The organism is Taibaiella helva (assembly GCF_003545695.1).
Classification (GTDB): domain Bacteria; phylum Bacteroidota; class Bacteroidia; order Chitinophagales; family Chitinophagaceae; genus Taibaiella; species Taibaiella helva.
Genome location: NZ_QUZZ01000007.1, coordinates 167072 through 193159, shown reverse-complemented (window position 1 = coordinate 193159; position 26088 = coordinate 167072). Strand labels below are relative to the sequence as shown.

Below are 26088 nucleotides of genomic sequence, written 5' to 3'. Positions count from 1 at the left end.
GTCCGGCAGTTATATTGGTTACAACCCTTACGCTATGAACATTGCTATCACCAACCAATTTACCAAGGAGGCCATCAAGGCCAGGATGCTGCAGCATGCTTCCAATCTCTGGGGCGTGAAGAATCCCGTTTCCCTGGATCCCTTTGTCCGCCTGCTGATCGAAGCCTTCAGCACCGAGATCTACCGCGCAGCCAACGAGACCCAGAATATCGAAGGACGTATCCTGGACAAGATCGCAAGGATGCTTACACCCAACCTGCTGACCATGCCCAAGGCAGCGCATGCCATTATGCAGGCCCAGCCGGTTGAGCCTATTCACCTGCTGCACCCGCTCACCCACTTTACCCTCCAGAAAAGGATGACGCACGGCTTCGGCGGTACCCTGCGTAACGAGGAAGTGCAGATCGGCTTCACACCGGTCGACCATACCTATATCGTCAAAGGCAAGCTGGCCTTTATTGCCAACAGCTACCAGCTCTTCTCGATCGATAACTCAGGCTTCAAGCAGCCCCTGTTCCGCAACACGGACCCCTTGCCCTGGGCAACCTGCTACCTGGGGCTTCAGCTGCATACTGCTGTCGACAACCTGAAAGAAGTATCGCTGTATTTTGACTTTCCTTCTTACGAAAACACAACCTGGCTGTACCAGCTGCTGCCTTTATGTAGCATCAGCTGTGAAGGCAAACCCGTGGAAGTGACCGCCGGGCGCAATTATGTGCAGATGGAAGAGTTGTCGCTCGAGCAGGAGATCTTCCAGGACTACGACCTGATGCACAAAGTGGTGAACGAGGTCAAGAACCTGTACCAGCACAAATTCATTACCCTGGGCGATTGCGCGCTGGACCGCAAAGCCAGCGGCTATCCCGCCGCACTGCAGGAACGCTTTTCGCAGGAACAGCTGGCAGCCAAAGTACCGAAGGACCTCGTATGGCTGGAAGTCAAATTTCCGCCCAACTACGCCTACGATATCCTCGGCAACTGTTATGTGGCTATCAATGCCTTCCCGGCGCTCAACCGCAGCCTGATCAACAATACTTACAGCTATAAGGGCCTCAACAATATATTGCCCCTGCGTACGGAAGTGCACGAGCGCTTCATGACGGTGCAGCGCGTTACCGATGGCCATGGACGCCAGTTCAGCGAGATCCCTTACAGCCGTTCTTCACAGCATCAGAAAGGATATTATTCCATACGCCATGGCGGCGTGGAACGCTTTGACCAGCGGGCAGCGCAGGACATGGTCAATTACCTGCTCGAGCTTACCCGAGACGAAGTAGCTGCCTTCTCTTCGCTGGACCAGACCTTTATCCGCTCTTCGCTGGAAGGCCTGTCGCGGCAATTGCGCCAAATCCAGAACAAATCGGAGCAAATCGATAAGTTCATCAAACAGGCGCCCAGCTACCTGATCGTGGAGCCTTACGATCCGGAAGATAACATACAAGTTGAATACTGGGTGACCCATGGCGAAGAAGCCAACAATATCCGTAGCGGAACACCCTTCCGTTGCCAGAACAGTCCCGATATTTCCGCACAGGAGATCCTGCTTTTGAGCGAAAGCACCGGCGGGCGCGAGCAGCTGCAGGCCGGCGAACGCCTCGATGCCTGCCGCTATGCGCTCAGCAGCCGCGACCGGCTGATCACACAGGAGGACATCCGTAATTTCTGCAAGGCCGAGCTGGGAAAGAAGCTGAAGGAAGTGCGCTTCACCAAGGGGCTGGCGCCGTCACCCCACCCCAGGCAAGGCTATATCCGTACCCTGGATATACACCTGGTACCTTTCCAGTACGGAGAATTTTCACAGGCCGAATGGGATCATGTAGCACAAACCCTGTTTACCAAGATCCGCAACCTGAGCCCTGACGGCACCAATTTCCGTATCATGCTCGATCATCCGCTGGCTAACGTATCATAAACAAAGCTCCCGTTAACGGGAGCTTTTTATTGGATGACAGGAGAGCATGTAGTGCTAATCTTTCTCCAGCTTTACGCATAGAGACCCGATACTACATCATCATATTGAGATCGTCTTTAAATGCCCGCAGCGTCTTCCGGAAAACGCTGCGGGAAATAAACCTGGTTACCTGCCTGCCCGGTCACGTACCGGGTTCAGCAGGCTGGTCCGAGCAATGCCATTTGGTCAGGCATGCCTTGTATGTTCTGTCTCCGCCGGCAATGGCGCCCTGCTGCAGCTTGCTTAACCGGGCCAGTGTTTCTTTCTTCAAGATAAGTTTACCTTTTAACGGGATGCTTCTCTTTTTCATAAAAATTTCAGTATTTGCTTTGTTCCTCCCTGTCTTTAGCTTGCGCTATGCCCTGGGAAGATTGTTCGACATACTAACGATAGTCGTCAGCTATTCAAAAATACTTGCTATAAGAAAAACAGCGAATACCCACCTTCCGGTATTTCCCGGCATAAGGTAAAGACAGGGAACATAAGGAGCATCGTACTGACATCTGCGCAGCAATGGAAACAGCGCTAAACACTTTGGCCGCAATTCTCTTACAGCCCTGTACAGCTTCAACCGATAAGAACAAAAACAATAGCCGCCCCCACCGGGAGCGGCTATCGATATATAAGCCCTGTAGGTTTAGTCCAGGATATTCCAGCCCTTCCGGTCTTTCGTCACCTTAGACAGCACTTCTTCTTTCACCACAATGTTCTCCTTGCGCAGACCGATATATTCAAGAGTATTGAGCTTGCGCCATATAGTAAGGATATGCCGTAGCATATCTTCAATAGCAGCAAAGTAAGCGCCATTGCTGTAGTGATCGTAGTTAATCTCGATCACTTCGGAAAGCTTGTTGGAAAAGATCACCGGGGTAATATCGCTCCACTCGAAAAAGTAGTTGAGCATCTCTTCTTTCTCGCTCTCGGGCAGCGACTGGATAAAGGAGAAGAGATAGTTGGCCATTTGCGCCATGGCATCAACCAGGTATACCGGCGGCTGCTGATGTACGATATTGCGCAGGTTGAAATAGTGGGCGGCGCAGTAATCCAACACCGACTGGCAAGCCTGCTTAATGTTCTGCGCGACAGTTGATTTCTGGTTTTTATAATTGATCTTCTGGATGATCTGCAGTGAAATGTTCTGGATATCGCTCAGGTACTGAGTAATATCCCTGTAGTATTTCACCAGGCGCTCGCTGCTCATGACCGTAGTGCAGGGCGGGATGAAATTTTCATCTTTATAGAATTCATTACCATTCTTGCGGATGCGCCCGATCACGAGATGATAAGCACCCAGCTCTGCTGTATTGATGCTGCTGGCATGAGCCACCTGTACGGTATACCGGGGTTGTGTATAAGGCTGGCGAATGGGAATTTCTTCGGGATCGGGATTGCCATACATTACTTTTTCAAACAGGTTGACCACCATGATCACGTAAAAATATTCGGTGTCGCGGGCTTCCAGTTCCTGGCCTTCTTCCTCTTCCAGCACATCCGAAAGTCTTATGTATTCCTTCAGGCTTTCCTGTGCGATCTGTATGCGCACACCGCCGGGAGTAATAGCCTGGCAGTAATTGATAGTGATCTGTAGCTGGTTGGTCGTTGTCTTGCTGACAACATAGTCGCTCAGCTGCGCGCCGCTGCCCGCCAAGGGTGGCAGCAAACCGAAATTGAGCCGGGTGATGCCCAGTGAAGCGGCATCCCGCACCTGGTCGACAAAGAAGTTCTCGGTATCGATGAAATGCTCTTTATTCACCTTCATCCCGTCGGCCCAGTTAACGGCAAGATATTTCTGTGGTATGATCATGGTTAGTTGTTTTGACTGCTAGCGACTCTGTGAAAATATTCTTCCTGGTGCTCGACTACACGTTTGGAGGTAATGGTGATATGCTCCTCTATCTTGTTCTGCGCAATCGTCTGATCGGGATCCAGCAACCGGCGGCGGTGGAAGAACGACCGCTTGCAATAGAAGACCCAGCCGTGCATATCGCCGTCATCTTTGGCATAAACGATGGAAGAGTTGGGGAATTTGTAATTGTAATCGTCGATAAATTTACGGAACCAGTCGCCGAAGGTAATATCGGCCGGGGCTTTGGCCTTTACCCTCAGGCGGTCCACATCATCGGGCTGGCGGCTGAATTCAAGCTCCAATACCATCAGCTTGTTGAAATCGAGGCCGTCAAAATTGATCTCGTCGACATTGCCCCTGGGATATTGCCACACTTTATAGATCTCGAAGGGTATGGCGATAAAGGCGGCATAGGTCCAGTAAAAGACCAGGGGTAAAAAGAAGGCCAGCAGCGAGGTAGCGCCGATATAGCCGTTACGGGCATCGTTGAACAGGTTGTATACTACAGCAAACAGGTAGCCGCCGAGGGTAACGATCACCAGCATAACCGTGAGCTGCAGGGCAACCTTGTTTTGCTGCACATCTTTCTGGATATACTTATCATAAAAATGGACAAAGGCAATGCCCAGCAAAAGGTAAACAAGCTGTGCGACCATATAGTACCAGGGCGTAAAGCCGGATTGCACCAGGCCGAACAGGCCGGGAACAGCCATCACCAGACTATACAGCAGCACAAATATGATCAGCCTGCGATTGCTCAGCAGCTGGTTCTTCTTTTTCATAACCCCCATCATGCTCCCCATGATCACGATGATCAGCGGCGCCAGGAGGTATTGAAGAAAAATAGATTTCAACGACATAGTCATGGGCTTACAGATAAAAAGTGTATCCCAGCCGCCCCGAAGCAGTATCGGGAAGCAGCGCTGTCTGCGGCACGGGTTCTGATTGAATAAAATAGCTGACAAAAATATTGGCGGGCACAAAGTGCTCGCAAAGGATATCGAGCAGCTGGGTGAAGCCCGATTGCGGCAATACCGATACAGTAAGGTACTCGGGCACCGGGCCGATATGGATATCCCAGCCGAACATACCATCGTACTGGTTGCCTGAAAAATTGCTGTTGATCCCTAAGGCGGTCTTACCGATAGTGAAGCTATCCAGCTCTTCGTCGATGCGGCCCGAAACGTAATTCTCCTTTATGTTGACCGGGAAGCCGGTAAGGAAGGCCAGGCACTTTTCGGTCCATTCACGGTTGCCGCGTACCTCGTTCAGGATGGGAAGAATATAGATAAAGCTGAGCGCCGTGGAATAAGGCAGCTTGCTGATCACCGGCCAGCCTTGCTCGAACAGGCGGTACAAGTTATCGTAGCTGCCTTTCTTTTCATACATCAGCTCCAGCATAAGAGCCTGCATCTCCAGGTAAGGCGCTTCCTGCTCGAAGGGTTTGAAAAAGATACGCGCTTCCCGTTCCTTCTTGCGCTGGTGCTTGATCTCTTCTACGATCTCGTCCTGGGTTTTACCCAACCCGCCCAGCGTAGGCGGATGGAATACATTTTCGGGTATGGCTTCGTAAATGCTTTGCCGGTAGCTCTGCAGTACGGTATATTTATCAAGATTATACTGGCTGATGTCCTCGTAGCTGCGATACACATCCTTGGTATGTGTACGGGGTGTGCTGCCGAGCCGGTCGATCACGATCTTGCTCACGTCCAGCTCCTCGGCCAGTAATTGCGTCGCAATCACCTCGGCCTTGAAATCGGCTGCCATTTTCTGAAGGATATTCATGCTGCAAACAAGGGTTCAGGATGATGTTTGGATAGGCCGGATACCCTGCTGCAAAAGTAGGTAACCTGCAAAAAAAGGTATGGGTGCTTAAGGTTCAATTTGAGTTAATATTTCCTTATAATCAAACAACTAGATAACGATAAGGTTGTCATGAACTGTCCGCGTAGGTGCTGTGCCTTCTCTCCGCGATCTTAACCTTTACAAAAAAATAATACAACCGCGAAAAATATGGGAAATATTACTTTCTTTGCAGCTTATGCACAGTAAGGTTGTCATCATCAACGCCTTTGAACCAGAGGATTTCTTCATCGCGCAGCTATCAAAAGCCTATGATGATGCGATCATAGAAAGAGGCATATCGGCCGAATTATTGTTTGTCAACAATATGAGCTTTTCCTTTACGCCCTTTCCCGATCAATACACTTACGACACGCTGGAACCCGATCTGCAAAAAAGCGTCAACGCAATCAAAGGCGCCTCTACCGTTGCTTTCTTTACTTCGGCCAACAAGGACAAGGTCGTACCGATCTTTACCCAGTTTGTTGCCCGCTTGTTCCACCTCAAAGGTGGCACCATCAACAACGATATCTGGGGCAACATCGATGCTTACAGCAAAACCCTGCGCATCATTACCGTGCTCGATGATCCGGATACCTGGAAGCAATTCCGCAACAACCGCAAACCGTCGCTGGTGCCTATGCCGAAAATCAATTTCGGGCTTTTCGGCTTCGGCCAGGTCTTCAGCCGCACCTTCGGCTATCTTAAGGAAGGCTATGTGCTGAATGAATATGCCCGGAAGTCGATGAAAGCAATGCGGATCATGGCAGAGAAAGACTAGTAATATACACTCCCGCTCTTTCCTTTCCAGCACCTGCTGTTTTAAAAATCCCCCGCCGACTTCAACAGGAACCGGGATGAGTCGCTGAGCGTCAGGTAAGCTGCCGAATCCTGCGCCCGTATGTACGGTGCATAGGCGGTCCATTCCCAACGCAGCCTGTTGGCGCTGACCAGCTCGTCGGTGCTGTCTGCCCCGGAAAGAAAGAAGATCATATCGGAGTGATCCGGCACCTGCAGGTAGCGGCTGATATAGTAGACCATGCTCCCCGAAGGCTCGCCTTTCCACACCTTATTTACCTTTACGCCGATATAGTAAAAGGGAGCTTTTACGCCGTGGATCATGCTGTCTACGGTTTGCACCTTTCCACTGAATACCATGCGGCTGCGATCGGCAGCCTCTGCCGCGGTTATCGTTGCTTCAGCTCCTTTTTTGGTGACCGAAGAATCGCCGGTATTGTAATTAATATCAGGAAGAGGCAGCGCCGGCTTGTTCTTTATTGTAAAATCGTTTTCCGGCGCGCTGCAGGCCGCCAGGAAAATACAGCTGAGCATACCGATCTGTTTCAGGTTCATCTTCTTTGGCTTTCGCGTCTTCCTGCTTACTCCCCCGCAGGTATGTAAAAAAGTATTGCCGGGGAAAGATAAGCGGGGAGCTGTCGCCGGTGAGGCGGCAGCTCCTGCAAAGGATCAGAGCAGCATGCTGCTTAGCTTTGTTCGTATTCAGTGTTCCAATCCGTACCATCATCGCCTTTATGGCCGTCGAGCTTGATCACGAAGCTCTTTGCAGGGAAGTAAGGCGTAATGTGCACATCCAGCCAGATGCGGTCTTTGTCTTTCTCATCCTGCTCGAAGCGGACGATCTTGAATTTTTCGATCAGTTTGGAAGGGCCTTTTACACTATCGAGATAGTTGACGATCTGGCTGCGCAGATCGGCCTCGGTCCTGGAGTTCCAGTTCTCAAAGGCTCTGCGGTTCAGGAAGTCGAACAGCACTTTGGTAATATAGTCAAACACACGCACCACAGAGTAAGTTTGCAGGCCAATGTTATCGCCATTGAAAAGCGTTTTGGCGGAGAAAGCCATTACCTTTCCGTATTCGCTTACCATCGGTACCAGGCCTACTTTTTCCAGGTGGGAGATCTCCGATTTTTTCAATTTGAAACGCACGGCATCTACTTCGTTCATACCACCATGCTTTTTACCGGCAGTTACCTGGCTCAACAGGGTATAGTGCATTTTACCGGCGAGAGAGCTGGAGCCCGGCAGGAACACATCCTCTTCTTCTCCCACTTCGTCGGCCTTACCGCGTCCTACAAGATAGTTACAGGTCATGATCACATTGCTGCGGTACAGGTCGCCACCGGTAAGGTTGGCGCCGTCAAACATTTCGATCACGTCGTCTGGCTTGTCCAGGTTCACAAAGTCAGTCACCAGCATTACCTTGTTCTCATTGGCTATCTTAGCCCACTTTTCCACCACCTTATTGGAGCCCAGGTATCCGGGCAGCACCAGCAGGGAGTAGTTGTCGCGCAGATCGAGGCGATCATAGTTCTGCTTCAGCTCAGCGGCGACATAGTCGATAAAATAGGGGTTATCGAGATCCTTCATCTGGTCGAGCGAGGCATTCAGCACAACCACGTTGTTCACTTTATCGGACTCCGTATTTTTATAGAACTGGGAAACCGTACGGTAGGCTGTTTCCAGGTCACGGGTAGTTTCCAGGGTCTGCTTCAGGTTTTCCTTCATGGTCTTTTCAGCCGCCTCTGCCTCATCTTTGCATCTTACAGCCATTTCGGAAGTATCATTACCGCTTTCGAGCACACCGATCCAGAGCTTCAGGGTCTGGAGCAGGTCTTCCCGGTCATCTTTTTTATCAGCATCCTTCAGGAAGATCTCCTTACGGGCTTTACGGTCGGGATTAAGGTTGGCAATACCGTCGATGCAGCTTTCCAGGAACGTAAAGCCGCCGGCCTTGGCCAGCTTCTGTACGGACTGCTGCAGGGTCTGCCCTTCTGCAGGTGCAAATTGTTTTTGGGCTACCTGGTTTGTTTCCAGTGGATTGGTAGAAGACATAACACTTTAATTTAAAAGAATAGTTTAGGGTGTAGGGACGAAGCATGCCACGCTTAGGCGTTGGCAGCTTCCAGCTCGCTGGTCACCTGCTTCAGCGCATTGATGATCGCTTCCTTTGTTTCCGCATTGGCCAGCATGGTCTGCAATACTTTATTCGACTTCAGCTGCTTCATGATCTTGGTGTATTGCTCCTGCTGTATTTTGAGTGAGTTCAGGAAGGCGCTCTGACGGGTAATTCCTTTGGGCGTAAAGTCGTCCAGCTTACCGAATTTCATCGTTTCTCTTACCGGTTCGCCCTGGGCAGTCTGCATCTCCACTTCTATAGAGGGTTTGAAATGACGGAAAACATCTTCAAGTGTCTTCAGGCCGGATACGGCTTCAGGCTGGATAGCCTCGTCGGCGGTGAGCTGCGATACCAGCATGGTCTTGTTTGCCTGGATCTCGTTAATCGCCTCGTTGGCATCTACTTTTACTTCATTGCCGCCGACTTCATAATTGAACATTGCCATGTTATCTGTTTTAAAAGATGATATAGTTGGTTTCTCGTTAATTGCAGGGTTCCTGTTGCTTTCCTGTTTAAAGCTGCCGGAACGAAGAAAACTTTTGATCCGGTCCCAGAACTTCATGATATGCTTATGTTTCAGTATATTAAGATAAGCGCAAACGGGCTACCGTAAAGTCTAAAAATTTCACAAACGGAATGCACGAAAGCTTAGGCGCTTAATCTATATTGATAATTAATAAAATAAACATTTATTTTAAATGTCCCATAACCTATGCTAACAAAACTTTATCAGTCTACCTGCCATACCAGCTGCTGGGCTTCGTCGTGGCGCAGCCGCAAGATGTTTCCGGGCTTTACTTCGCCACTGACGATCATGCGCGATACCGGCCGGCGGATCTGCTGCCGTATGGTTCCGCCGATCTGCCGGGCGCCGTACTTCGGTGTAAAGCTGCTCAGGGCAAGCAGCTTACGGGTATCTTCCTCGATTGCCAGCTGGATATTTTTTTTCTTCAGCGCTTCTTCCAGGCTGCGCAGCTGGATGCTGAAGATCTGCACTGCCATCTCTTCGGTGATGGGGCCAAAAGGAATGATCTCCGTAATACGCGCCAGGAATTCGGGGCGGAACTTAGCGCTCATGCGCTCCATCAGCTCGTTGGACGCCGGTATATGGCCTTCGTTGAAGCGATCGATAATGAACTCGCTGCCGATGTTGGAGGTGAACAGGATCAGCGCATTGCTGAAATCACCTTCTTTACCGAGCTTATCGTGGATATGCCCCTCGTCCATGATCTGCAGGAAGACATCAAACACCGACTGGTGCGCTTTCTCAATCTCATCGAACAGTACCACGGAATAAGGCTGCTGCCTGATCTTATTGACCAGCATGCCGCCTTCCTCATAGCCCACGTAGCCCGGAGGTGCGCCGTACAATAATGCCGCCGAATGTTCCTCCTTGAATTCCGACATATCGAAACGGATCATCGCCTTTTCATCATTGAACAGCAGCTCTGCTATCGATTTAGCCAGCTCTGTTTTCCCGGTACCGGTAGGCCCCAGCAGGAAGAAAGAGCCAATGGGCTGCCCCGCCTTGTTAATACCGCTGCGGCTTTCCACGATCGCTTCGCTGATCACCTTCAGAGCATGCTCCTGCCCTACCATGCGGCGTTTCAGGTAGTCTTCCATATTCAGGAGCTTCTCGCGCTCCTGGGTCTGTATTTTACCGATGGGGATATTGGTCTTGCTGGCCACTACTGCAGCCACCTCCAGCGGGCCCACACGCTCTTTCTTCTGTTGCGATAGCGCTTTGAGGCCCTCCAGCGTACGGTCGAGGTAAGCTTCAAAATCCGCTGCCGAATCGATCTTCTCGACTTCCGTTTCATCCACCAGCGCACCCAGCAAAATAGGGCTCATGCGGCTTTTCAGCATGCGGTGAAACCAATTCAGCTCGGCCAGCTTATCCTTTTCCTGCAGCTCCTTATCGTTCTTCAGCTCTTCGTATTGCTTTTGCGCATTAACCAGCTCCTGCTCCGAGGTCTCGTCCATCATGCGGATGGCAGCCATGGTACGGTCGAGCAGGTCCAGCGCTGCATCGGGCAGGCGCTTGTCTTTAATATATCGCTTGGCCAGCCGCACGCATTCGGGAATGGCTTCTGGCTGTACGCTGACCTGGTGATGCGCTTCGTAATGCGGCACCAGCAGCTTCACCATTTTCTCAGAGGCCAGCAGATCAGGCTCGGCAATCTGCAGCAGCTCGAAGCGGCGGTTGAAAGCCTGTTCGGGCTCTATGATCTTACGGTATTCGTCCAGCGTGGTCGCACCGATCACGGTGATCTCTCCCCTGGCCAGCTCGGGCTTCAGCAAATTGCCTACACCGCTGCCCATGGGGCCCTTAGCATCGAGCATCACATGCATTTCATCCACAAACAGGATCGCTTTGTCAAATTGCTTCAGCTCCGCGATGATCTTCTTCAGGCGGTCTTCGACCTCTCCCTTGTAGGAGGCGCCGGCCATCAGGGCGCCCAGGTCCAGCTCGAGCAGCACAGCCTGCTGCAGGTGCAGCGGTACCTGCTGGTTCACGATCGCCTGGGCAAAGCCGTCGAGCAAAGCGGTCTTACCTACGCCCGGCTCACCGGCAATGATCACGTTGGGTTTGCTTCTGCGACCGAGTATCTCGATCATCTGGCGGGTCTCGCTTTCACGGCCGATAATGGGATCCAGCTTGCCCTCCCGGGCCATCTGGGTCTTGTCGTTGCAGTATTGCCGGATGTGGTTGGTACTGGTAGCAGCGCCGTTATGCTGCGGCAGGCTGAAACCCTGCAGGGAAGCGTTGTCGGCGCCCGGTGAAGAAGCATAGAGCTGCATGAAATCGGCTTCTCGCAGCGGGAGCGACTTCAACTGTTCAGGGGTAAAGCCGATCCGGGGCTTCACCACGGCAGCCAGCAGGCACAAGGCCGATACTTCGTCGTAGCCAAACTTAAGCCGTATATCATCCGCCTCGTCGAGGATAGCGTCGATGGTCCCGTCCGGGGCCGGATCATCGGGAAGCAAGCTGGTTTTGGGATACTCCTCTATGCGGATCTCTGCCCACTCCCTCAGGTAGGCTACATCCTTACCGGTCGATTCGAGGAAGCCGGTAAGGCCGGAATCTTTATGCATCAAAGCGCGAAGTAAATGCGGCGCACCGAACTGTTCATTGTAGTGCTCACGGGCAAAAGCTTTGGCAATATGAAAAACCGATTGAACGGCTTCGTTGATATAGACTGAATTCATGCCTCTTTGTCAGTTTTTGAGGGATTTTCCATCGGCAAAATCAACGGCAATTAAAAGTTAAAAATGCTCTTTTTGCGTTAATTTTTCTGAAGGAAAACCGTTTTAGGGTTTAAATTGTTCACCGCAGGCGGCTGAATTTGTTTAAAAACCCTCTCGTTGATAAGTCTTTAAACTGTGGACAAAAATAATCAGCGTGAATTGTGGCATGCGTTAATTTATTGATAATAAACGCGTGCCGAAAGCAACCAAATTTTAACAAATAAGACAGTAACGAATCTTTTCTATTTCAATAAGAACAATTATTTAAAACATATAGCAATGTAAATAAAAAATTTAAACAGAAAACATATTGATCTATTTAAATTTTCTTTCATTAACATTTTGAGCCCGAATGGCGTAGATGATCAATATCGAATAGTTGTTATATTTAAGTTAACTTGATTTTAAACCCGATTTGCTATTAGTTTTGTTTCCGGAACGCCCCCTGGATAACCGACATATAATAAAAATACCAAACGGGTCATTATTTTAAAAACAAAATATTTTACTTAATATTTTTTTAAAGCAATTAAACAATTAGCTAATAGTTACCGGTGCATGAATGAAAAATAAACGTGACTAATTGTCAATTACTTATAAACCTTTTTATCCCAATAATCGTTTGGGAAAAACACCAGACATTAAACGAATAAAATATACATGATCGCGTTAAACAAAGCTGAGATCAGAAGTACTTCCATCCGCTTCTGGACCCTGTTCGGCACCTTGCTGCTCAGCACCTTAGTCATCATCTATTTCTTTATCTGGGCGGCGCAAAAAGAAAGCGAGGACTACATTGCCCAGATCCAGGCCAACCGTTCGGCCATGAATAAACAGATCGCCTTGCAGCCGAAGATCGATTCGCTCTACAAACTGATGCGCGACCTGGAGAAGAACGACCAATACAACTACATATTCCTGGAAGCTTATATCAGGGAGCAAAGAGCGGGCATCAAACAGCTGATCGGCACCGACAGCGCGACCCGCTTTAGCGGTTACAGCAAACTGATCGCACGGCTCGACGAGCAGATCATGCTGCAGGATACCATTATCAAGCTGAGAACCCAGGTGGAGGATCTTCGCGACGAAATCGAGCACTGCAAAACCAGGAGCAAATCCATAAGTAAATCCCTAATCAGAACCTCCCGTCAGTAACATGGAAGAAACAATAAAAATGAGCCGCAAAGAAAAGCGGCATTACCTCTGGTATCTGCTCGCGCTCTATATCGGCTCGGCAGCCCTGCTCAGCTGGATTATTTTTATGGGCGTAGCCAGTCCTTTTGCTACCATCACCGACCAGGAAAGAGAACAGCTGAAACAAGCAAAAATATTTGAGCAGAAGCAGCACGAAGCTGTAAGAGCCTATGATACAGTGATGCAAAGCGTATCGATGCTCAAGACGAACCCCGCCAACCAGGTGCTGACCTCCGACATCGATCATAACATCAATTACGTCAACAGCCTGAACGACGGCCTCCCTAATTCCGATATGCGCAGCTTCGGCTTTTACCAGATGGCCAGGTACCTGAAGCTGCATTATGAACGGGCCCTCACGCTGCGCAAAACGGCAGAAAATATCCAGCTCTTTGAAAAACAATTGAACGATTGCCGTATCGGCTACGAGCAAAATGAGCAATATATGAACCAGATCCGGGCTGCACAATCCGGACGATAAAACCAGAAACAAAAATCTACCCCTATGTTGTGGAACAAAAACACCAGTAAAATTGTAGGCCTCACCCTTCTCGCTGCCGTGCTCGTCGTCCTGGCTATTTTCGGAATACGATCGCTGCTGCCCAACAGAGGCAACCTCAAATCCGGCGTATACCCGCGCGTAATCGATGTCTCGGATAGCATTTACTTCAGCGACTCTTCCGATTTTGGCAGGCAATACCGCTGGATATTCGGCGATGGCACACAAGCATTCACTCCCGCAGGACGCCATAAGTACAACGCTCCCGGCAATTATACCATTATCCTTACTGTCAACAATAAATTTACAGACACCTTTTTCGTTTCTGTAACCGGCCAGGCAACTGCCTTTACGCTGGCCGACTCCCTGGTCACGATTGAAGGCCCGGCTATAGGTATGCAGGGCGAGAACCTCGTCTTTCGTGCCAAAGGCCAGGGCGCCACTGAGTTCCTCTGGGACTTTGGCGATGGCAGCAACCCCGTTAGCACAACTAACGAGATCGTCCAGTATGCCTACCCTTCCGACGGAGAGTTCATCGTAAGGCTGAAAACGCGCAATACCGAATATCCCGTAGCGCATAAGATCAGTGTTGTCCCCTCTTATAAAGCTGAGCGCGACAGCCTGGCCAACCTCGATGCCATCTACCAGCAATACGAGAACGATTTCAAAGAGCACCTCCAGCAGATCGCCAACGGCGCCGATTTCAACCAGCATTACTATTACCTGCTGAAACGTTACCTCTGTGGCAATGAAAAGGCGATCATGAAGATCAACGATCAGAAGGTCAACGATTTCAATACCTATTGCCTCAACCTGCAATTTGCCAGGAATATCCTGATCCAGAGTGTGAAGCTTGTACCCGACAACGATATCCATTGCATTAAAATGGCTGAGATCAAAACCGATAAAAAAGATTAAACCGCAGCCTTGACGAATAAATCCCAACATTCACGAACGAAAACATTATATCTGATGAGAGCCCTAGCAATTACCCTGATTACCCTGGCCTGCGCGATGAGCCCTTTCTGCAGCCGGGCGCAATTCGGCCTGTTCAACAAGAACTTTATGGTTATGAAAAATCCGGGCAGCGGCGCCTATAACCTGCACGATGCCGGATCCAGCCTGAGCGACGGCCTGCCTATGAGCAAAGATGCCTGGGTGGTCTACTCCGACCAGGCCAATAACATTACCTATAAAAGTCCCGGCGGCGATGTGCAGCTGAAAACGCTGGGCTTCATGCAGCCCTGCTATGTGGTCGGAAAGAAAGGAGATTACCTCAAGCTCGCGCAGTATCAGCCAGGCCAGAAGATCAATGGCAGGAAGATATCCAAAAGCAGCGCCGACAACCTGGGCTGGATCCATAAAGACAAGCTGCTGCTGTGGAGCTACCCGCTGCGCGACAACAGGACCAAATTCCCGGTAAAGGCCGTTACTGCCTACGATGGAGAGAACGCCTTCAACATATTGTCCGGTCATGTGGCCGGCGACTCCCTGATGCTGTTCGGCAGCCCCTTCCTGAAAGGCGGCGTGGGCAAATGCGGCATGGAAAGCATCTTCTATATTTATAAGCAATCGGCGAGCGGCAACGAGTACCTTGTGGGCGCTACACCGATGCTGCTTGCCGATAGCGCGGCCGGCGCCAGGACCGGCTGGATATCCAAAGACCTGATCAGCGTATGGGGTACCCGCTCGGTGTTTATGCTGAATGACCAGCCGTCAAAAGGTAAAAACAAAAAGGCTGCAGAAACCGGCATCTCTTTTTACAGCGATACAACTTTCCTGAACAGGGAAAAACGGCCCATGCCGATGGTGCTTGCCGACAACGAACGCCAGGAAGAAAGCAGCCTGATGGAAAATCTCTACCCGATCAACGATTTTTACCGCACGAAGAATGGCAACGGGCTGATCCGTACGGCCGTGCTGACCGATGCCCTGGACCGCAGCAAGAACGAGATCTATAATGTATCGGGCAATCGCATTACCTACGCCGAATTCAAACGCATTCTGAAGGATAATGCCCGGCTCAATATCGTTTTCGTTGCCGATGGCGGCGCCGAGAACGCCAAATACATGACCCAGCTCTATACGATCCTGCAAAATCTTGAGCTGCACCTGAATGCCAACCCGCTGTTCAGGAAAGTACGCGTGGGCAGCGTGGTGTACAAAGACAACCTGAACGGCTGTAAAAATGCCATCGCGCCCCTGACTTCAGATCTGAAGCAGATCACCGATTTCTGGTCGGCCAGTCTCAGGCAATCTTTCAGCTGCAACGATCAGTACTCGGAACAGGCAGTGTTCAGCGGCCTCGCCGATGCTTCCGAGATGTTATACAAGAGCAAAGGCGAAAGCAATATCATTATCCTGTTCGGCGGTGCGGGCAACAACCGCGACGCCGGCAGTAGCTGGACCGATGTCATCAGCAGGCTCAGCTATGTAAACGCCCGCCTGATGATCTTCCAGTCCCATAGCCTGTCCGACCCGGCATACAACAATTACGTGGTGCAGGGCAAGGACCTGGTAATGCAGTCGGCCAGCAACATCGCCGATCTGAAGAAAGAAAAGCTGGTAGACTATGCCGCCAATGTGGTGTCTTCATCCGACTTTTCCCTGATCGCAGGCGACTCGGGCGTGTTCTATCTCAACTACCCCAACAAGGCGATGCACCAGGGCTACGTGATGTTCCCGCCCAAAGGAGAAGTAATGCGGCCTTCCCTCCTGTCCTCCAACCTTGACAGCCTGATCGCGGAGATTTACAAGGACAATAAGCTGATCGAGGAATCCCTGTTCCGCCAGTTCCGCAGTCCTTTTGGCGCCCGCAACACCAAGGTAGATAATAAATATGCTTTCAAATACCCTACTTATGCCAGCAAAACCGTGCCGACGGAATTTATACAATCCAATGCCTTCCGCGATCAGCCTTTTTATATACCGGCATGGACCAGCGTTGATGTCACGGATTCCAACCGCATGGTAAAAACAGGATTGCTGCTGAATGTGGAAGAGTACCAGCAGCTGATCAACCGGCTGGCTACCCTCGGCGGCAACAAAAGCTTTAAAGGAAAAGACCGCAGCGATATCTATAACCAGGTAACAAACGCCGTGGAAAATGCCGTGAAAGAGCGTAAGCTGAACCTGGGTAAGTCTGTCGCCGACCTTACCTTCTCCGAAGCGCTTGAGGTCATGACCGGCTACCGTTCGCTGGACCCGGTATGGCTGTCCACTACGCTCAAAGCGTTCAAGCAAAGCAATGCCATGCCGCTCCAGGACGGCCAGCGATTTGTAGAAGAGAGCAGCCGCAAAGCCAGCTGGCTGCGGGATAACATCAACAACAGCAAGATACAATTCAGCAATAACGGCAGGACCTATTACCTGCTCACCGAAGACAAGCTTCCGGGCGGGAATATATAAGCAGCTCTAACTACACCCAAAATGAAGACTATGAAAAAATGGTTTTGCCTGATGCTTTTTCCCGCGCTGCCGCTGACCGCCCAGGCGCAAAGGGATAGCCTGCCTAATCCGCAGCCCGCTGTGCTCACACCCGACAATAAGGTCTTTATCCGGAACTATATGTCCCGGTTCCAGCATGGCATGGTCAATCTTCAGAAGGACAAGCAGATCCTGATGAGCTATTTTGACCAATCTCTTGCCAAGAACGGTATTCCCAAAGAGTTGAAGAACCTTGCTGTTGTCGAATCATACCTGGAGCGCCGCAGCATTTCCCAGGCCGGCGCCGCCGGCCCCTGGCAGCTGATGGAAGGCACCGCCCGTGGATCGGGCCTTATCGTCAGCGACAGCCTGGACGAGCGCTTCGATGTGATCAAAAGCACCAGGGTGGCGATGAACCTGTTAAAATTCCTGCATAAGAAATACAATGACTGGAACCTTGTGGTAGCCGCTTATAATGCGGGCTCGGGCCGCGTTGACCAGGCCATACGCCAGGCCGGAGGTTCCAATATTTACTGGGATGTTGAAAAGTACCTGCCTGCCGAAACCCGTTCGCACGTAAAGAAATTCATGGCCTCATCCTTTGCCCTTGACGGCCACATACCGGAGCCCGGCCGGCCGCGATCCCTGGCCACAGCCGATAGCCTGGCCATGCAGGGCATGCTTACCGAACCGGTAACCGCCAGCTTCCGCCTGGATGTGATCGCCGAAAAGCTGGACCTCACCGAAGCGCAGCTACGCCAGTGGAACAATGATTTTGAAGCGGCGCTGGCCAAAGACGGCAACACCCGCCTGGTATTACCCAGGGATAAAATGCCCGATTTCGTTTACAGGAAAAGCGAGATACTGAAAGCCTCCATTGAAAAGAACATTACCGAGCAGGCCAACCATGAAAATGAACCTTAGCAATGTACTATAAACTGCCTTTCGATTTTGGCCGTATACTGGAAGGTCACGATGCCGAGCCTAGCTATAACATGGGAGAGAACATTGCCCAGCATATTCAATTGCTTATTACCACCAAGCTGGGCGAAAACCGTTATGATCCTGCATATGGGAATGAGATATGGAACGTGGAATTTGAAAATTCCCTTACCGACTCACAGTGGGAGGACCTGTTCCGGCAGTCGGTGGTCAACAGCATCAGGGCCTATGAGCCCAGGCTGACCAATGCCACGGCCAGCATTCATGCCGAGCTGGTGGAAAAGGTATGGCCCATCAAAGATTATACAGAGGTCAAAAAGAAAGTGACAGTGGTGGTGAGGGCCATCCTGACCGACTCCGGCGAAAAATTCTCCTTTAAGACCGAACTGTTCTTAAGCCCTATGTCGGTGGACTGACCGGGCTTAAGTCAACGGAACGAATATCCGATACAATAGCAGCCATTTCAACAATGGTTGCTATTTTTATGATACCCATTGCCCCGGATCAGGAAATTAATCATTTGTTACGCCGCCGACGGATACAACTTATTTGGCGGCCATCTGTATTTCTTCATACAAGATTCAAAACAGGAGTACGCATGCCCGGAAAAAGGACCGACCACTTACAGATTTTGTCAATCGATATTGGCGGCTCGCACGTAAAAGCCGCCTTGCTTGATCATACCGGCACGATTGTGCACGACTATGTAAAAGCTGTGACTATTATGCCTTCCACGCCGGAAAATCTCCTGGAGACGATCAGGAAGCTGGTAGCCGATTTTCCCCCTTACAGCTGCATCTCCGCAGGTTTTCCCGGCTATGTGAAAAACGGCGTGGTGATGACGGCGCCCAACCTGGGTACGGAATCATGGGCCGGCGCTGCCTTTCAGAAGATGCTGGAAAAAGCCCTGGGCAAGCCGGCACGGGTGGTCAACGATGCCGATATGCAGGGCCTGGGTGTGGTCGAAGGCAAAGGCTTTGAGCTGGTCGCCACGCTGGGTACCGGCTTCGGTACCGCCCTGCTGAACGATGGTGTGCTGCTCCCACACCTTGAGCTGGCCCATCACCCTGTAGCCGGGAAAAAAGATTACGATCAGTACATAGGCGACAAAGCCCTGAAGAAGATCGGAGAAAAAGAATGGAACAAACGCATGCAGCGGGTCCTGGACATTCTGAAGACCGTGATCAATTACGATACTTTATACCTGGGCGGCGGGAATGTGCGCAAGATTGACTTTGCGCTCGACGACAACATTAAAGTGATCAGTAACCGTGACGGCATCAGGGGCGGTGCGCGGCTCTGGACCGGTATTGCGCCCGGCAGGAGCAAGCCCAGCCCTTCTTCTGCCCCCTTAAAAAAGAAAAAGAAATGAGCTCAACGAACAAGTCCCTGGAGCAAAAAGCGATCAATACGATACGTATTCTGGCTGCCGATGCCGTACAGAAAGCCAATTCGGGTCATCCCGGAATGCCCATGGGCGCTGCGCCTATGGGACATGTGCTCTGGTCGCAGTTCATGCGCTATAATCCTGCCAACCCGCGCTGGGCCAACCGTGATCGTTTTATCCTGTCGGCCGGGCACGGCTGCATGCTGCAGTACGCGCTGCTGTACCTCACCGGCTATGCCCTTACCCTGGACGACATCAAACACTTCAGGCAGCTGCACAGCAAAACTGCCGGGCATCCCGAATACGGGCTGGCGCCGGGAATCGATGTCACCACCGGCCCGCTGGGACAAGGCTTTGCCAATGGTATCGGCATGGCGATAGCGCAAAAGCACCTGGCTGCAACTTATAACAAACCGGAGTTCCCGCTCTTCGATTATCATATTTATGCCATCTGCAGCGACGGCGATATGATGGAAGGCGTTACCTCCGAGGCTGCTTCCCTGGCCGGGCACCTCGAGCTGGGCAACATTATCTATCTTTACGACGACAATCATATCTCTATTGAGGGCAGCACCGACATTGCTTTCAACGAGGATGTTGGCAAACGCTTTGAAGCCTACCGCTGGCATGTGCAGATCGTTGAAGACGGTAACGATATCGACGCCATTGCGGTAGCCCTCCGCAATGCTAAAGCAGAGACGCAACGCCCTTCGCTCATCAAAGTACGGACACAGATCGCCTACGGCAGCCCCAACAAGGTGGATACGGCCGGTGCACACGGCTCGCCTCTTGGCGAGGAAGAAGTAAGGGCAGTAAAAACCTTTCTCGGCTTCGATCCCGACCAGCATTTCTACATCCCGGAAGATGTGCTTCAGTACTACCGGGATATCGGTAAAAAAGGAACAGAGCTGGAGCAGCAATGGCAGGAACAGTTTGAACGATACAGGAAAGCCTATCCGGAGCTGGCCGCAGCATGGGAACAATCAGCCAGAGGCGAATTGTCCGCAGGCTGGGAACAAAAGCTACCTGTATTTGCTGCCGGCGACAAGCCCATCGCTACACGCCAGGCTTCGGGTAAGGTGCTTAATGCTATTGCCGCCGATCTTCCGGGCCTCATGGGCGGCGCAGCCGATCTGGCGCCTTCGACCGAAACCCACCTGAAGCAATACAGCTCCTTCAGCTCGGAAGACCGCGCCGGGCGCAATTTTCATTTCGGGATAAGAGAGCATGCTATGGGTTCTGTATTGAATGGCATGGCGCTTACGCCTGGTATCATCGCTTATGGCGCTACCTTTCTTATTTTCTCCGAATACATGCGTCCACCCATAAGGTTGGCCGCAATCATGAAGCTGCGCACGATCTATGTATTCACCCACGACAGTATCGGATTGGGCGAAGATGGCACCACACATCAGCCGGTAGAACAGCTGATCTCGCTGCGGGCCATACCCAACCTTATGGTGATCCGGCCGGCCGATGCCAACGAGACCAGTGTAGCCTGGCGTGTTGCGCTGCAACACCGCGATGGCCCTGTAGCGCTGGTGCTCACCCGCCAGGGACTGCCGGTGCTGAACCAGGAAAAATATGCGCCGGCCGAAGGACTGGCCAAAGGCGCTTACCTGTTGTCCGAAGCCAAAGGCACGCCGCAGCTGATCCTGATCGCCACCGGCTCGGAAATAACGCTGGCGTTGGGTGTACAGGAGCGCCTGCAACAGGAAGGCATTGCTGCAAGCGTAGTCAGCATGCCCTGCTGGGAGCTGTTTGAGCAACAGGATAAAGCCTATAAAGAAAAGGTGCTTCCCCCTGGCATTAAAAAGAGGCTGGCTATCGAAGCTGGCTCGCCGTTGGGCTGGCACCGTTATGTTACAGATGAAGGTGCGGTGCATGGTATGACGACCTTCGGTGAATCGGCCCCGGCAGCAGATCTGTTCAAAGAATTCGGTTTTACTGTAGATAACCTTTACGCCAAAGCCAGGGCTTTATTATAAGCTTATACCAATCATATGAAAATAGGGATCGCTGCCGATCATGGCGGCTATGCTTTAAAAGAGATCATCCGCAACCGGCTCGAAGCGCAGGGACACGAGCTCACCGACTTCGGCGCGCATGCGCTGGACCGGGACGATGACTACCCCGATTTTGTATTTCCCCTGGCTGACGCGGTCGCAGAAGCATCCGTTGAAAGGGGTATCGCCATCTGCGGCAGCGGTGTCGGCGCGGCGATAGCTGCCAATAAAATTGCCGGTGTGCGCGCAGCTTTGGTTGCAGAACACTTTTCGGCGCACCAGGGCGTGGAGGACGATGACCTTAACCTCCTTTGCCTCGGTGGCCGTGTTACCGGTGAAAGCGCGGCGCTCGAGCTGGTCGACACCTTTATCAAAGCACAGTTCAGCGGGGCGGAAAGACACCAGCGGCGGCTCGGAAAAATACGGCGCATCGAAAACAGCAATCCTGGTCTATGAACAAAGCAAAGGTAAAAACAGTATTCCTCGATATCGGCGGTGTATTACTCACCAATGGCTGGGGAAGCGATGCCAGGAAGGAAGCAGCGATGCGGTTCGGACTCGACTACGACGAGCTCAATATGTTGCACAATTTCGTGTTCAATGTTTTTGAGATCGGCAGCATTACGCTGGATCAATACCTCGACACCATTGTTTTTCATACCAGCAGGCCTTTTACAAAAGAAGCATTCAAAGATTTCTTATTTAAATGCTCGCAGCCTTTGCCGGAAATGCTATCCTGGCTGAAAGCATGGAAGAAGCATTGCGGCCTCCGTATTATTGCGGTCAATAACGAAGGCAAAGAGCTCAACGACTATCGTGTGGCTACTTTCGGGCTGCACGATTGCTTCGACGCCTTCGTCTCTTCCTGTGAAGTGCAGCTGCGCAAGCCCGACCCGAGAATATTTCAGCTGGCTATGGGTATCGCGATGACCACACCCGAACAATGTATTTATTTCGATGATCGCCCTATGCTGGTCAGGGCCGCGCAGCAGCTGCATATACGGGCTTATCATCATACCGACTTTGCTACAACCAGGGATATCCTGGAACAATTCAAACAAGAAAACAACGCATAATCATGTCTGCAGATCAATATGATTTTGGAATGATAGGCCTGGGCACCATGGGCCGCAACCTGCTCCTGAACATGGCCGACCATAGCGTAAAAGGCGCCGGCTATGACAAAGACGGCGATAAAGCCCGGTTGCTGGAGCAGGAAGCGAAAGGCGCTACAGTAAAGGGCTTTACCGACCTTCCTGCTTTTATCCATGGGCTCAGACAGCCCAGGGCCATAATGATGCTGGTACCGGCAGGGCGCATCGTCGACGAGGTGATCGCTGAGCTGCAGCCCCTGCTGTCCAAAGGCGATATCCTGATCGATGGCGGCAACTCCTACTTTAAAGATACCGAGCGCCGTGTGGCCGCGCTTGAAACGCAGGGCCTGCACTTCTTCGGCATGGGTATCTCAGGCGGCGAAGAAGGCGCACGCAGAGGCCCCAGCATGATGCCCGGCGGTGATAAGGAAGCCTACCGCGTAATGCAGCCTATACTGGAAGCCATTGCCGCAAAGGTCGATGGCAAGCCCTGTGTTACCTACATCGGTCCGGGCGCCGCAGGTCATTTTGTCAAAATGGTGCACAATGGTATTGAATACGGGCTGATGCAGCTGATTGCCGAAACCTATGCCTTTATGAAGCAGGGCCTGGGTATGGATAACGAGGCTATCGGCGCAGTATTCACCAGTTGGAACCGCGGACGGCTGCAATCCTTCCTGCTGGAGATCACGGCCGACATTTTCCGGTACAAGGAGAAAGACGCCACACACCTGTTGCTCGACGACATCAAAGACGAGGCAAAGGCCAAAGGCACCGGCAAGTGGACCTCTCAGATCGCGATGGACCTTGAAACGCCCATCCCAACCATCGACGCTGCCGTATCTATGAGAGACCTGAGCAAATACAAGGCCCTCAGGATCGAGCTATCCGAAACCTACCCCCATGATGCTGCACCCATTTCCGGCAACAAAGAGACGCTGCTCACGCAGCTGGAACAGGCTTTTTACGGTAGCATGGTGACGGCTTATACCCAAGGCCTGCACCTGCTGGCCAAAGGTTCCGCTGCTTTTCAATACGAGCTGGACCTGGCCGCTATTGCCCGCATATGGCGTGGCGGCTGTATTATCCGCTCGGCATTTCTAAACGATATCTACCAGGCCTTCACCATCAATAAAGAGCTGCCTATATTGCTGGCAGATGCTGCTATTGCCAGGCAGCTAACAGAAGTCCTTCCGGGATGGAGGGAGATATTGAGCCGGGCCATTGCCGCCGGTCTGCCTATGCCCGCTTATGCCGCATCCCTCAGCTATTTTGATAGTATCGGCAGCAGGAATATGCCTACCAACCTGATCCAGGCGCAGCGCGACTATTTCGGGGCCCATACTTATGAAAAGACCGGCAAAGAAGGCGTTTTTCATACCCAGTGGACCCAGGTATAGCCAAAGCCTTTTTCTCATGAGTTATCATCCCATGCTTTAATCAAATATCATTTCTATGAATGCCAGCCTGAAATGTGAGCCGGTTATTTTTATCATCTTCGGCGCCACCGGCGACCTGAACCAGCGCAAGCTCGCACCTGCGCTCTACAACCTGTACCTTGACGGCTGGCTGCCCGAACACTTTGCCATCATCGGCACCGGCCGTACGGAATTCAGCGATGAAGATTTTACAGCAAAGCTGCAGGAGGGCATCGACCAGTTTTCCCGCAGCGGCAAGACTAAAAAGGCTCAGTGGGAAGCCTTCAGCAAGCATCTTTCGTACCAGGTGGCCGACGCAAAAGACACCGGTAGCTATAAGCTATTCGGCGAGCGGATCGCGCAGCTGAATGCGGAATGGCAGGTAGAGGCCAATGTGATCTGCTACCTCGCCGTATCACCTTCTTTTTTCGAAACCATCGCCACCAATATACACAAAGCAGGCCTGGCCGATAACCGGGAGCGGACAAGGATCGTACTGGAAAAGCCTTTCGGTCATGACCTCGAAACCGCACAATCGCTGAACGGGCTGCTGCGCGGCATGTTCAGCGAACAGCAGATCTATCGCATCGACCATTACCTCGGTAAAGAAACGGTGCAGAACATTATGGCCTTCCGCTTCGCCAACAATATACTGGAACCTATATGGAACCGCAATTACATCGATCACGTTCAGATATCGGTCACGGAGCAATTGGGTGTGGAAGAGCGCGGCGACTATTACGATCATTCCGGCGCGCTGCGCGATATGATCCAGAACCACCTGCTGCAGCTGCTGTGCCTTGTCGCCATGGAGCCGCCGATCAGCTTCAACGCCGATGAAGTGCGCGACCGGAAAGTAGATGTCCTGCGCGCTATGCGGCCTTTTTCACCGGAGGATGTAAGGATGAACACCGTGCGCGGGCAGTATTCCGGCGGATGGATGCAGGGCACTGAAGTAGCGGGCTATCGCGAAGAGCCCAAAGTAGCGCCCGACTCCAATACCGAGACCTTTGCCGCCATTAAATGCTTTATCGACAACTGGCGCTGGCAGGATGTGCCTTTTTACGTGCGTTCGGGCAAACGAATGCACCAGACAGCCTCGGTAATTTCGATCCAGTTCAAAGATGTACCGCATAAGGTATTCCCTTCCGAAACGATAGAAAGCTGGCAGCAGAACCGGCTGGTGATCAATATCCAGCCGGAAATGAGCATCCGTTTGCAGCTGCAGGCCAAGCGCCCCGGCCTCGATATGCTGCTCAATACTGTGGATATGGTATTTGATTATGATGGCACCTATGCATCGCCTTCGCCCGAAGCCTATGAGACCTTATTGCTGGATACCATGCTGGGCGACCAGACCTTATTTATGCGGGGCGACCAGGTAGAGGCAGCCTGGGAGCTCATCATGCCCATCCTCAGCAGCTGGCAGGGACGCAAAAGCATCAACTTTCCCAATTATGCTGCCGATTCCTGGGGGCCGGAGGCAGCGGAAGCCCTTATCGCCCGCGACGGCTTTCACTGGTTTTCTTTACCCACGAAGGCTAAGCAGAAATAAGTACCTTTAGGAGAATTTAGCCCTGCCATGACCCTCAACATATTCGACACGCAACAGGAGGCGCTGGAAATGCTGGCCCGGTATTTTGTACAGCTGGCCAATGAGGCCATTGAAGACCGGGACCGCTTTACGGTAGCGCTTTCCGGCGGGCATACACCGGAGGCCCTGTATATTTTGCTCGCCGGTGATTACCGGCAGAAGGTGAGCGCCTGGAATAAAGTTTATTTCTTTTTCGGCGATGAACGTTATGTTCCGCATACCGATGCGGCCAGCAATTACCGCATGGCCAAAGCTACTTTGCTGGATCCGCTGAATATCCCTGCAGATCATATCTTCCCTGTCGATACGACCTTAACGCCGGAAGCCGCTGCCCTGGCCTACCAGCAGCAGATCGATGATTTCTTCCTCAGCCACGAGATCAGGATGGATCTGATCCTGCTTGGCCTGGGCGACAATGCCCATACGGCTTCCCTGTTCCCGTATACCGACGTATTGAACGAGACTGATGCCGGTGTCAGCGCTGTATGGACAGGCGACAGCGGCTGGCGCATTACCCTGAATGCCCCGCTCATCAACCAGGCCCGGAACATCGCCTTCCTCGTGTTCGGTGAAGAAAAAGCAGAAGCCATGCAGCATACCTTCAGCAAAGAAATCAACACGGCGCATTATCCTGCACAGCTGATCCGTAAGGAACGCATCGCCTGGTTTACTGATAAATCCGCTGCCGCACGCGTACAGCAAGGCTGACCGCTGCTCCTTGGCT

The 26088-nt window shown here is 51.7% G+C and carries 23 protein-coding genes; 15 read left to right on the top strand and 8 right to left on the bottom strand.

The window, feature by feature from the left end; all coding sequences use genetic code 11:
- Positions 1–34 precede the first annotated feature (34 nt).
- A complete protein-coding gene (locus DZC79_RS12815; protein ID WP_118951988.1) occupies positions 35–1912 on the top strand; it encodes a type VI secretion system baseplate subunit TssF in 1878 nt (625 codons plus the stop codon).
- Positions 1913–2093: 181 nt separating this feature from the next.
- Here the strand turns inward: DZC79_RS12815 and DZC79_RS21245 are convergent, their stop codons facing one another.
- The 4 genes from DZC79_RS21245 to DZC79_RS12800 all read right to left on the bottom strand — a co-directional run bounded on the left by DZC79_RS21245 (position 2094) and on the right by DZC79_RS12800 (position 5582).
- On the bottom strand, positions 2094–2261 hold the full coding sequence (locus DZC79_RS21245) for a class I lanthipeptide (RefSeq protein WP_157977114.1): 168 nt from the start codon (positions 2259–2261) through the stop codon (positions 2094–2096).
- A gap of 327 nt (positions 2262–2588) precedes the next feature.
- Positions 2589–3755 carry a type VI secretion system baseplate subunit TssK gene (gene tssK, locus DZC79_RS12810; RefSeq protein ID WP_118951987.1) on the bottom strand — a complete coding sequence of 389 codons (1167 nt, stop codon included), beginning with the start codon at positions 3753–3755 and terminating at the stop codon, positions 2589–2591.
- Between the two features lie 2 nt (positions 3756–3757).
- Positions 3758–4657 carry a TssN family type VI secretion system protein gene (locus DZC79_RS12805; protein ID WP_157977113.1) on the bottom strand — a complete coding sequence of 300 codons (900 nt, stop codon included), beginning with the start codon at positions 4655–4657 and terminating at the stop codon, positions 3758–3760.
- Between the two features lie 10 nt (positions 4658–4667).
- Entirely contained in the window at positions 4668–5582 is a 915-nt protein-coding gene (locus DZC79_RS12800; RefSeq protein WP_118951985.1) for a hypothetical protein, read from the bottom strand.
- Positions 5583–5838: 256 nt separating this feature from the next.
- On the opposite strand from DZC79_RS12800, the gene DZC79_RS12795 reads away from it, so the two are divergent.
- Positions 5839–6420: a hypothetical protein gene (locus tag DZC79_RS12795; RefSeq protein WP_118951984.1), complete on the top strand. Its 582-nt coding sequence runs from the start codon at positions 5839–5841 to the stop codon at positions 6418–6420.
- Positions 6421–6461: 41 nt separating this feature from the next.
- On the opposite strand, the gene DZC79_RS12790 is transcribed toward DZC79_RS12795, so the two are convergent.
- From DZC79_RS12790 to DZC79_RS12775, 4 genes are all read right to left on the bottom strand, one after another.
- A complete protein-coding gene (locus DZC79_RS12790) occupies positions 6462–6992 on the bottom strand; it encodes a hypothetical protein (protein ID WP_118951983.1) in 531 nt (176 codons plus the stop codon).
- Positions 6993–7123: 131 nt separating this feature from the next.
- Entirely contained in the window at positions 7124–8491 is a 1368-nt protein-coding gene (locus DZC79_RS12785) for a DUF5458 family protein (RefSeq protein ID WP_157977111.1), read from the bottom strand.
- Between the two features lie 53 nt (positions 8492–8544).
- Positions 8545–9000: a type VI secretion system contractile sheath small subunit gene (locus DZC79_RS12780; protein WP_118952102.1), complete on the bottom strand. Its 456-nt coding sequence runs from the start codon at positions 8998–9000 to the stop codon at positions 8545–8547.
- Positions 9001–9284: 284 nt separating this feature from the next.
- Positions 9285–11765, bottom strand: coding sequence for an ATP-dependent Clp protease ATP-binding subunit (locus DZC79_RS12775; RefSeq protein WP_118951982.1), 2481 nt, complete (start codon positions 11763–11765; stop codon positions 9285–9287).
- 699 nt (positions 11766–12464) lie between these two features.
- Here DZC79_RS12775 and tssO (DZC79_RS12770) point away from each other — a divergent pair.
- From tssO (DZC79_RS12770) to pgl, 13 genes are all read left to right on the top strand, one after another.
- Entirely contained in the window at positions 12465–12959 is a 495-nt protein-coding gene (gene tssO / locus DZC79_RS12770; RefSeq protein WP_118951981.1) for a type VI secretion system TssO, read from the top strand.
- 1 nt (position 12960) lies between these two features.
- Entirely contained in the window at positions 12961–13479 is a 519-nt protein-coding gene (gene tssO, locus DZC79_RS12765; RefSeq protein ID WP_118951980.1) for a type VI secretion system TssO, read from the top strand.
- A 24-nt stretch (positions 13480–13503) separates the two neighbouring features.
- Positions 13504–14415: a PKD domain-containing protein gene (locus DZC79_RS12760; RefSeq protein WP_118951979.1), complete on the top strand. Its 912-nt coding sequence runs from the start codon at positions 13504–13506 to the stop codon at positions 14413–14415.
- Positions 14416–14469: 54 nt separating this feature from the next.
- Positions 14470–16905: a type VI secretion system protein TssR domain-containing protein gene (gene tssR, locus DZC79_RS12755; RefSeq protein ID WP_118951978.1), complete on the top strand. Its 2436-nt coding sequence runs from the start codon at positions 14470–14472 to the stop codon at positions 16903–16905.
- Between the two features lie 30 nt (positions 16906–16935).
- On the top strand, positions 16936–17847 hold the full coding sequence (locus tag DZC79_RS12750; RefSeq protein ID WP_157977109.1) for a lytic transglycosylase domain-containing protein: 912 nt from the start codon (positions 16936–16938) through the stop codon (positions 17845–17847).
- A 2-nt stretch (positions 17848–17849) separates the two neighbouring features.
- Positions 17850–18281 carry a GPW/gp25 family protein gene (locus DZC79_RS12745; protein ID WP_118951976.1) on the top strand — a complete coding sequence of 144 codons (432 nt, stop codon included), beginning with the start codon at positions 17850–17852 and terminating at the stop codon, positions 18279–18281.
- Between the two features lie 182 nt (positions 18282–18463).
- Entirely contained in the window at positions 18464–19237 is a 774-nt protein-coding gene (locus DZC79_RS12740; RefSeq protein WP_118951975.1) for an ROK family protein, read from the top strand.
- Positions 19234–21240, top strand: a complete 2007-nt coding sequence (tkt, locus tag DZC79_RS12735; protein WP_118951974.1) for a transketolase — start codon at positions 19234–19236, stop codon at positions 21238–21240. The genes DZC79_RS12740 and tkt overlap by 4 nt, the downstream gene beginning before the upstream one ends.
- 15 nt (positions 21241–21255) lie before the next feature.
- A complete protein-coding gene (locus DZC79_RS12730; RefSeq protein ID WP_118951973.1) occupies positions 21256–21714 on the top strand; it encodes an RpiB/LacA/LacB family sugar-phosphate isomerase in 459 nt (152 codons plus the stop codon).
- Entirely contained in the window at positions 21711–22334 is a 624-nt protein-coding gene (locus DZC79_RS12725) for an HAD family hydrolase (protein WP_118951972.1), read from the top strand. Before DZC79_RS12730 ends, DZC79_RS12725 begins: the two co-directional genes overlap by 4 nt.
- Positions 22335–22336: 2 nt before the next feature.
- Positions 22337–23752 carry an NADP-dependent phosphogluconate dehydrogenase gene (gndA, locus tag DZC79_RS12720; protein ID WP_118951971.1) on the top strand — a complete coding sequence of 472 codons (1416 nt, stop codon included), beginning with the start codon at positions 22337–22339 and terminating at the stop codon, positions 23750–23752.
- Between the two features lie 55 nt (positions 23753–23807).
- The gene (zwf, locus tag DZC79_RS12715; protein WP_118951970.1) at positions 23808–25325 is read left to right on the top strand and encodes a glucose-6-phosphate dehydrogenase; all 1518 of its coding nucleotides are present in this window, start codon (positions 23808–23810) and stop codon (positions 25323–25325) included.
- Between the two features lie 27 nt (positions 25326–25352).
- On the top strand, positions 25353–26072 hold the full coding sequence (gene pgl, locus DZC79_RS12710) for a 6-phosphogluconolactonase (protein WP_118951969.1): 720 nt from the start codon (positions 25353–25355) through the stop codon (positions 26070–26072).
- Positions 26073–26088 lie beyond the last annotated feature (16 nt).

What these genes read in the sequence shown, in the direction of transcription:
- DZC79_RS12815 (WP_118951988.1), top strand. Translation starts at nt 35, where the DNA reads ATGAACATTGCTATCACCAACCAATTTACCAAGGAGGCCATCAAGGCC.
- DZC79_RS21245 (WP_157977114.1), bottom strand. Translation starts at nt 2,261, where the DNA reads ATGAAAAAGAGAAGCATCCCGTTAAAAGGTAAACTTATCTTGAAGAAA.
- tssK (WP_118951987.1), bottom strand. Translation starts at nt 3,755, where the DNA reads ATGATCATACCACAGAAATATCTTGCCGTTAACTGGGCCGACGGGATG.
- DZC79_RS12805 (WP_157977113.1), bottom strand. Translation starts at nt 4,657, where the DNA reads ATGTCGTTGAAATCTATTTTTCTTCAATACCTCCTGGCGCCGCTGATC.
- DZC79_RS12800 (WP_118951985.1), bottom strand. Translation starts at nt 5,582, where the DNA reads ATGAATATCCTTCAGAAAATGGCAGCCGATTTCAAGGCCGAGGTGATT.
- DZC79_RS12795 (WP_118951984.1), top strand. Translation starts at nt 5,839, where the DNA reads ATGCACAGTAAGGTTGTCATCATCAACGCCTTTGAACCAGAGGATTTC.
- DZC79_RS12790 (WP_118951983.1), bottom strand. Translation starts at nt 6,992, where the DNA reads ATGAACCTGAAACAGATCGGTATGCTCAGCTGTATTTTCCTGGCGGCC.
- DZC79_RS12785 (WP_157977111.1), bottom strand. Translation starts at nt 8,491, where the DNA reads ATGTCTTCTACCAATCCACTGGAAACAAACCAGGTAGCCCAAAAACAA.
- DZC79_RS12780 (WP_118952102.1), bottom strand. Translation starts at nt 9,000, where the DNA reads ATGGCAATGTTCAATTATGAAGTCGGCGGCAATGAAGTAAAAGTAGAT.
- DZC79_RS12775 (WP_118951982.1), bottom strand. Translation starts at nt 11,765, where the DNA reads ATGAATTCAGTCTATATCAACGAAGCCGTTCAATCGGTTTTTCATATT.
- tssO (WP_118951981.1), top strand. Translation starts at nt 12,465, where the DNA reads ATGATCGCGTTAAACAAAGCTGAGATCAGAAGTACTTCCATCCGCTTC.
- tssO (WP_118951980.1), top strand. Translation starts at nt 12,961, where the DNA reads ATGGAAGAAACAATAAAAATGAGCCGCAAAGAAAAGCGGCATTACCTC.
- DZC79_RS12760 (WP_118951979.1), top strand. Translation starts at nt 13,504, where the DNA reads ATGTTGTGGAACAAAAACACCAGTAAAATTGTAGGCCTCACCCTTCTC.
- tssR (WP_118951978.1), top strand. Translation starts at nt 14,470, where the DNA reads ATGAGAGCCCTAGCAATTACCCTGATTACCCTGGCCTGCGCGATGAGC.
- DZC79_RS12750 (WP_157977109.1), top strand. Translation starts at nt 16,936, where the DNA reads ATGAAAAAATGGTTTTGCCTGATGCTTTTTCCCGCGCTGCCGCTGACC.
- DZC79_RS12745 (WP_118951976.1), top strand. Translation starts at nt 17,850, where the DNA reads ATGTACTATAAACTGCCTTTCGATTTTGGCCGTATACTGGAAGGTCAC.
- DZC79_RS12740 (WP_118951975.1), top strand. Translation starts at nt 18,464, where the DNA reads ATGCCCGGAAAAAGGACCGACCACTTACAGATTTTGTCAATCGATATT.
- tkt (WP_118951974.1), top strand. Translation starts at nt 19,234, where the DNA reads ATGAGCTCAACGAACAAGTCCCTGGAGCAAAAAGCGATCAATACGATA.
- DZC79_RS12730 (WP_118951973.1), top strand. Translation starts at nt 21,256, where the DNA reads ATGAAAATAGGGATCGCTGCCGATCATGGCGGCTATGCTTTAAAAGAG.
- DZC79_RS12725 (WP_118951972.1), top strand. Translation starts at nt 21,711, where the DNA reads ATGAACAAAGCAAAGGTAAAAACAGTATTCCTCGATATCGGCGGTGTA.
- gndA (WP_118951971.1), top strand. Translation starts at nt 22,337, where the DNA reads ATGTCTGCAGATCAATATGATTTTGGAATGATAGGCCTGGGCACCATG.
- zwf (WP_118951970.1), top strand. Translation starts at nt 23,808, where the DNA reads ATGAATGCCAGCCTGAAATGTGAGCCGGTTATTTTTATCATCTTCGGC.
- pgl (WP_118951969.1), top strand. Translation starts at nt 25,353, where the DNA reads ATGACCCTCAACATATTCGACACGCAACAGGAGGCGCTGGAAATGCTG.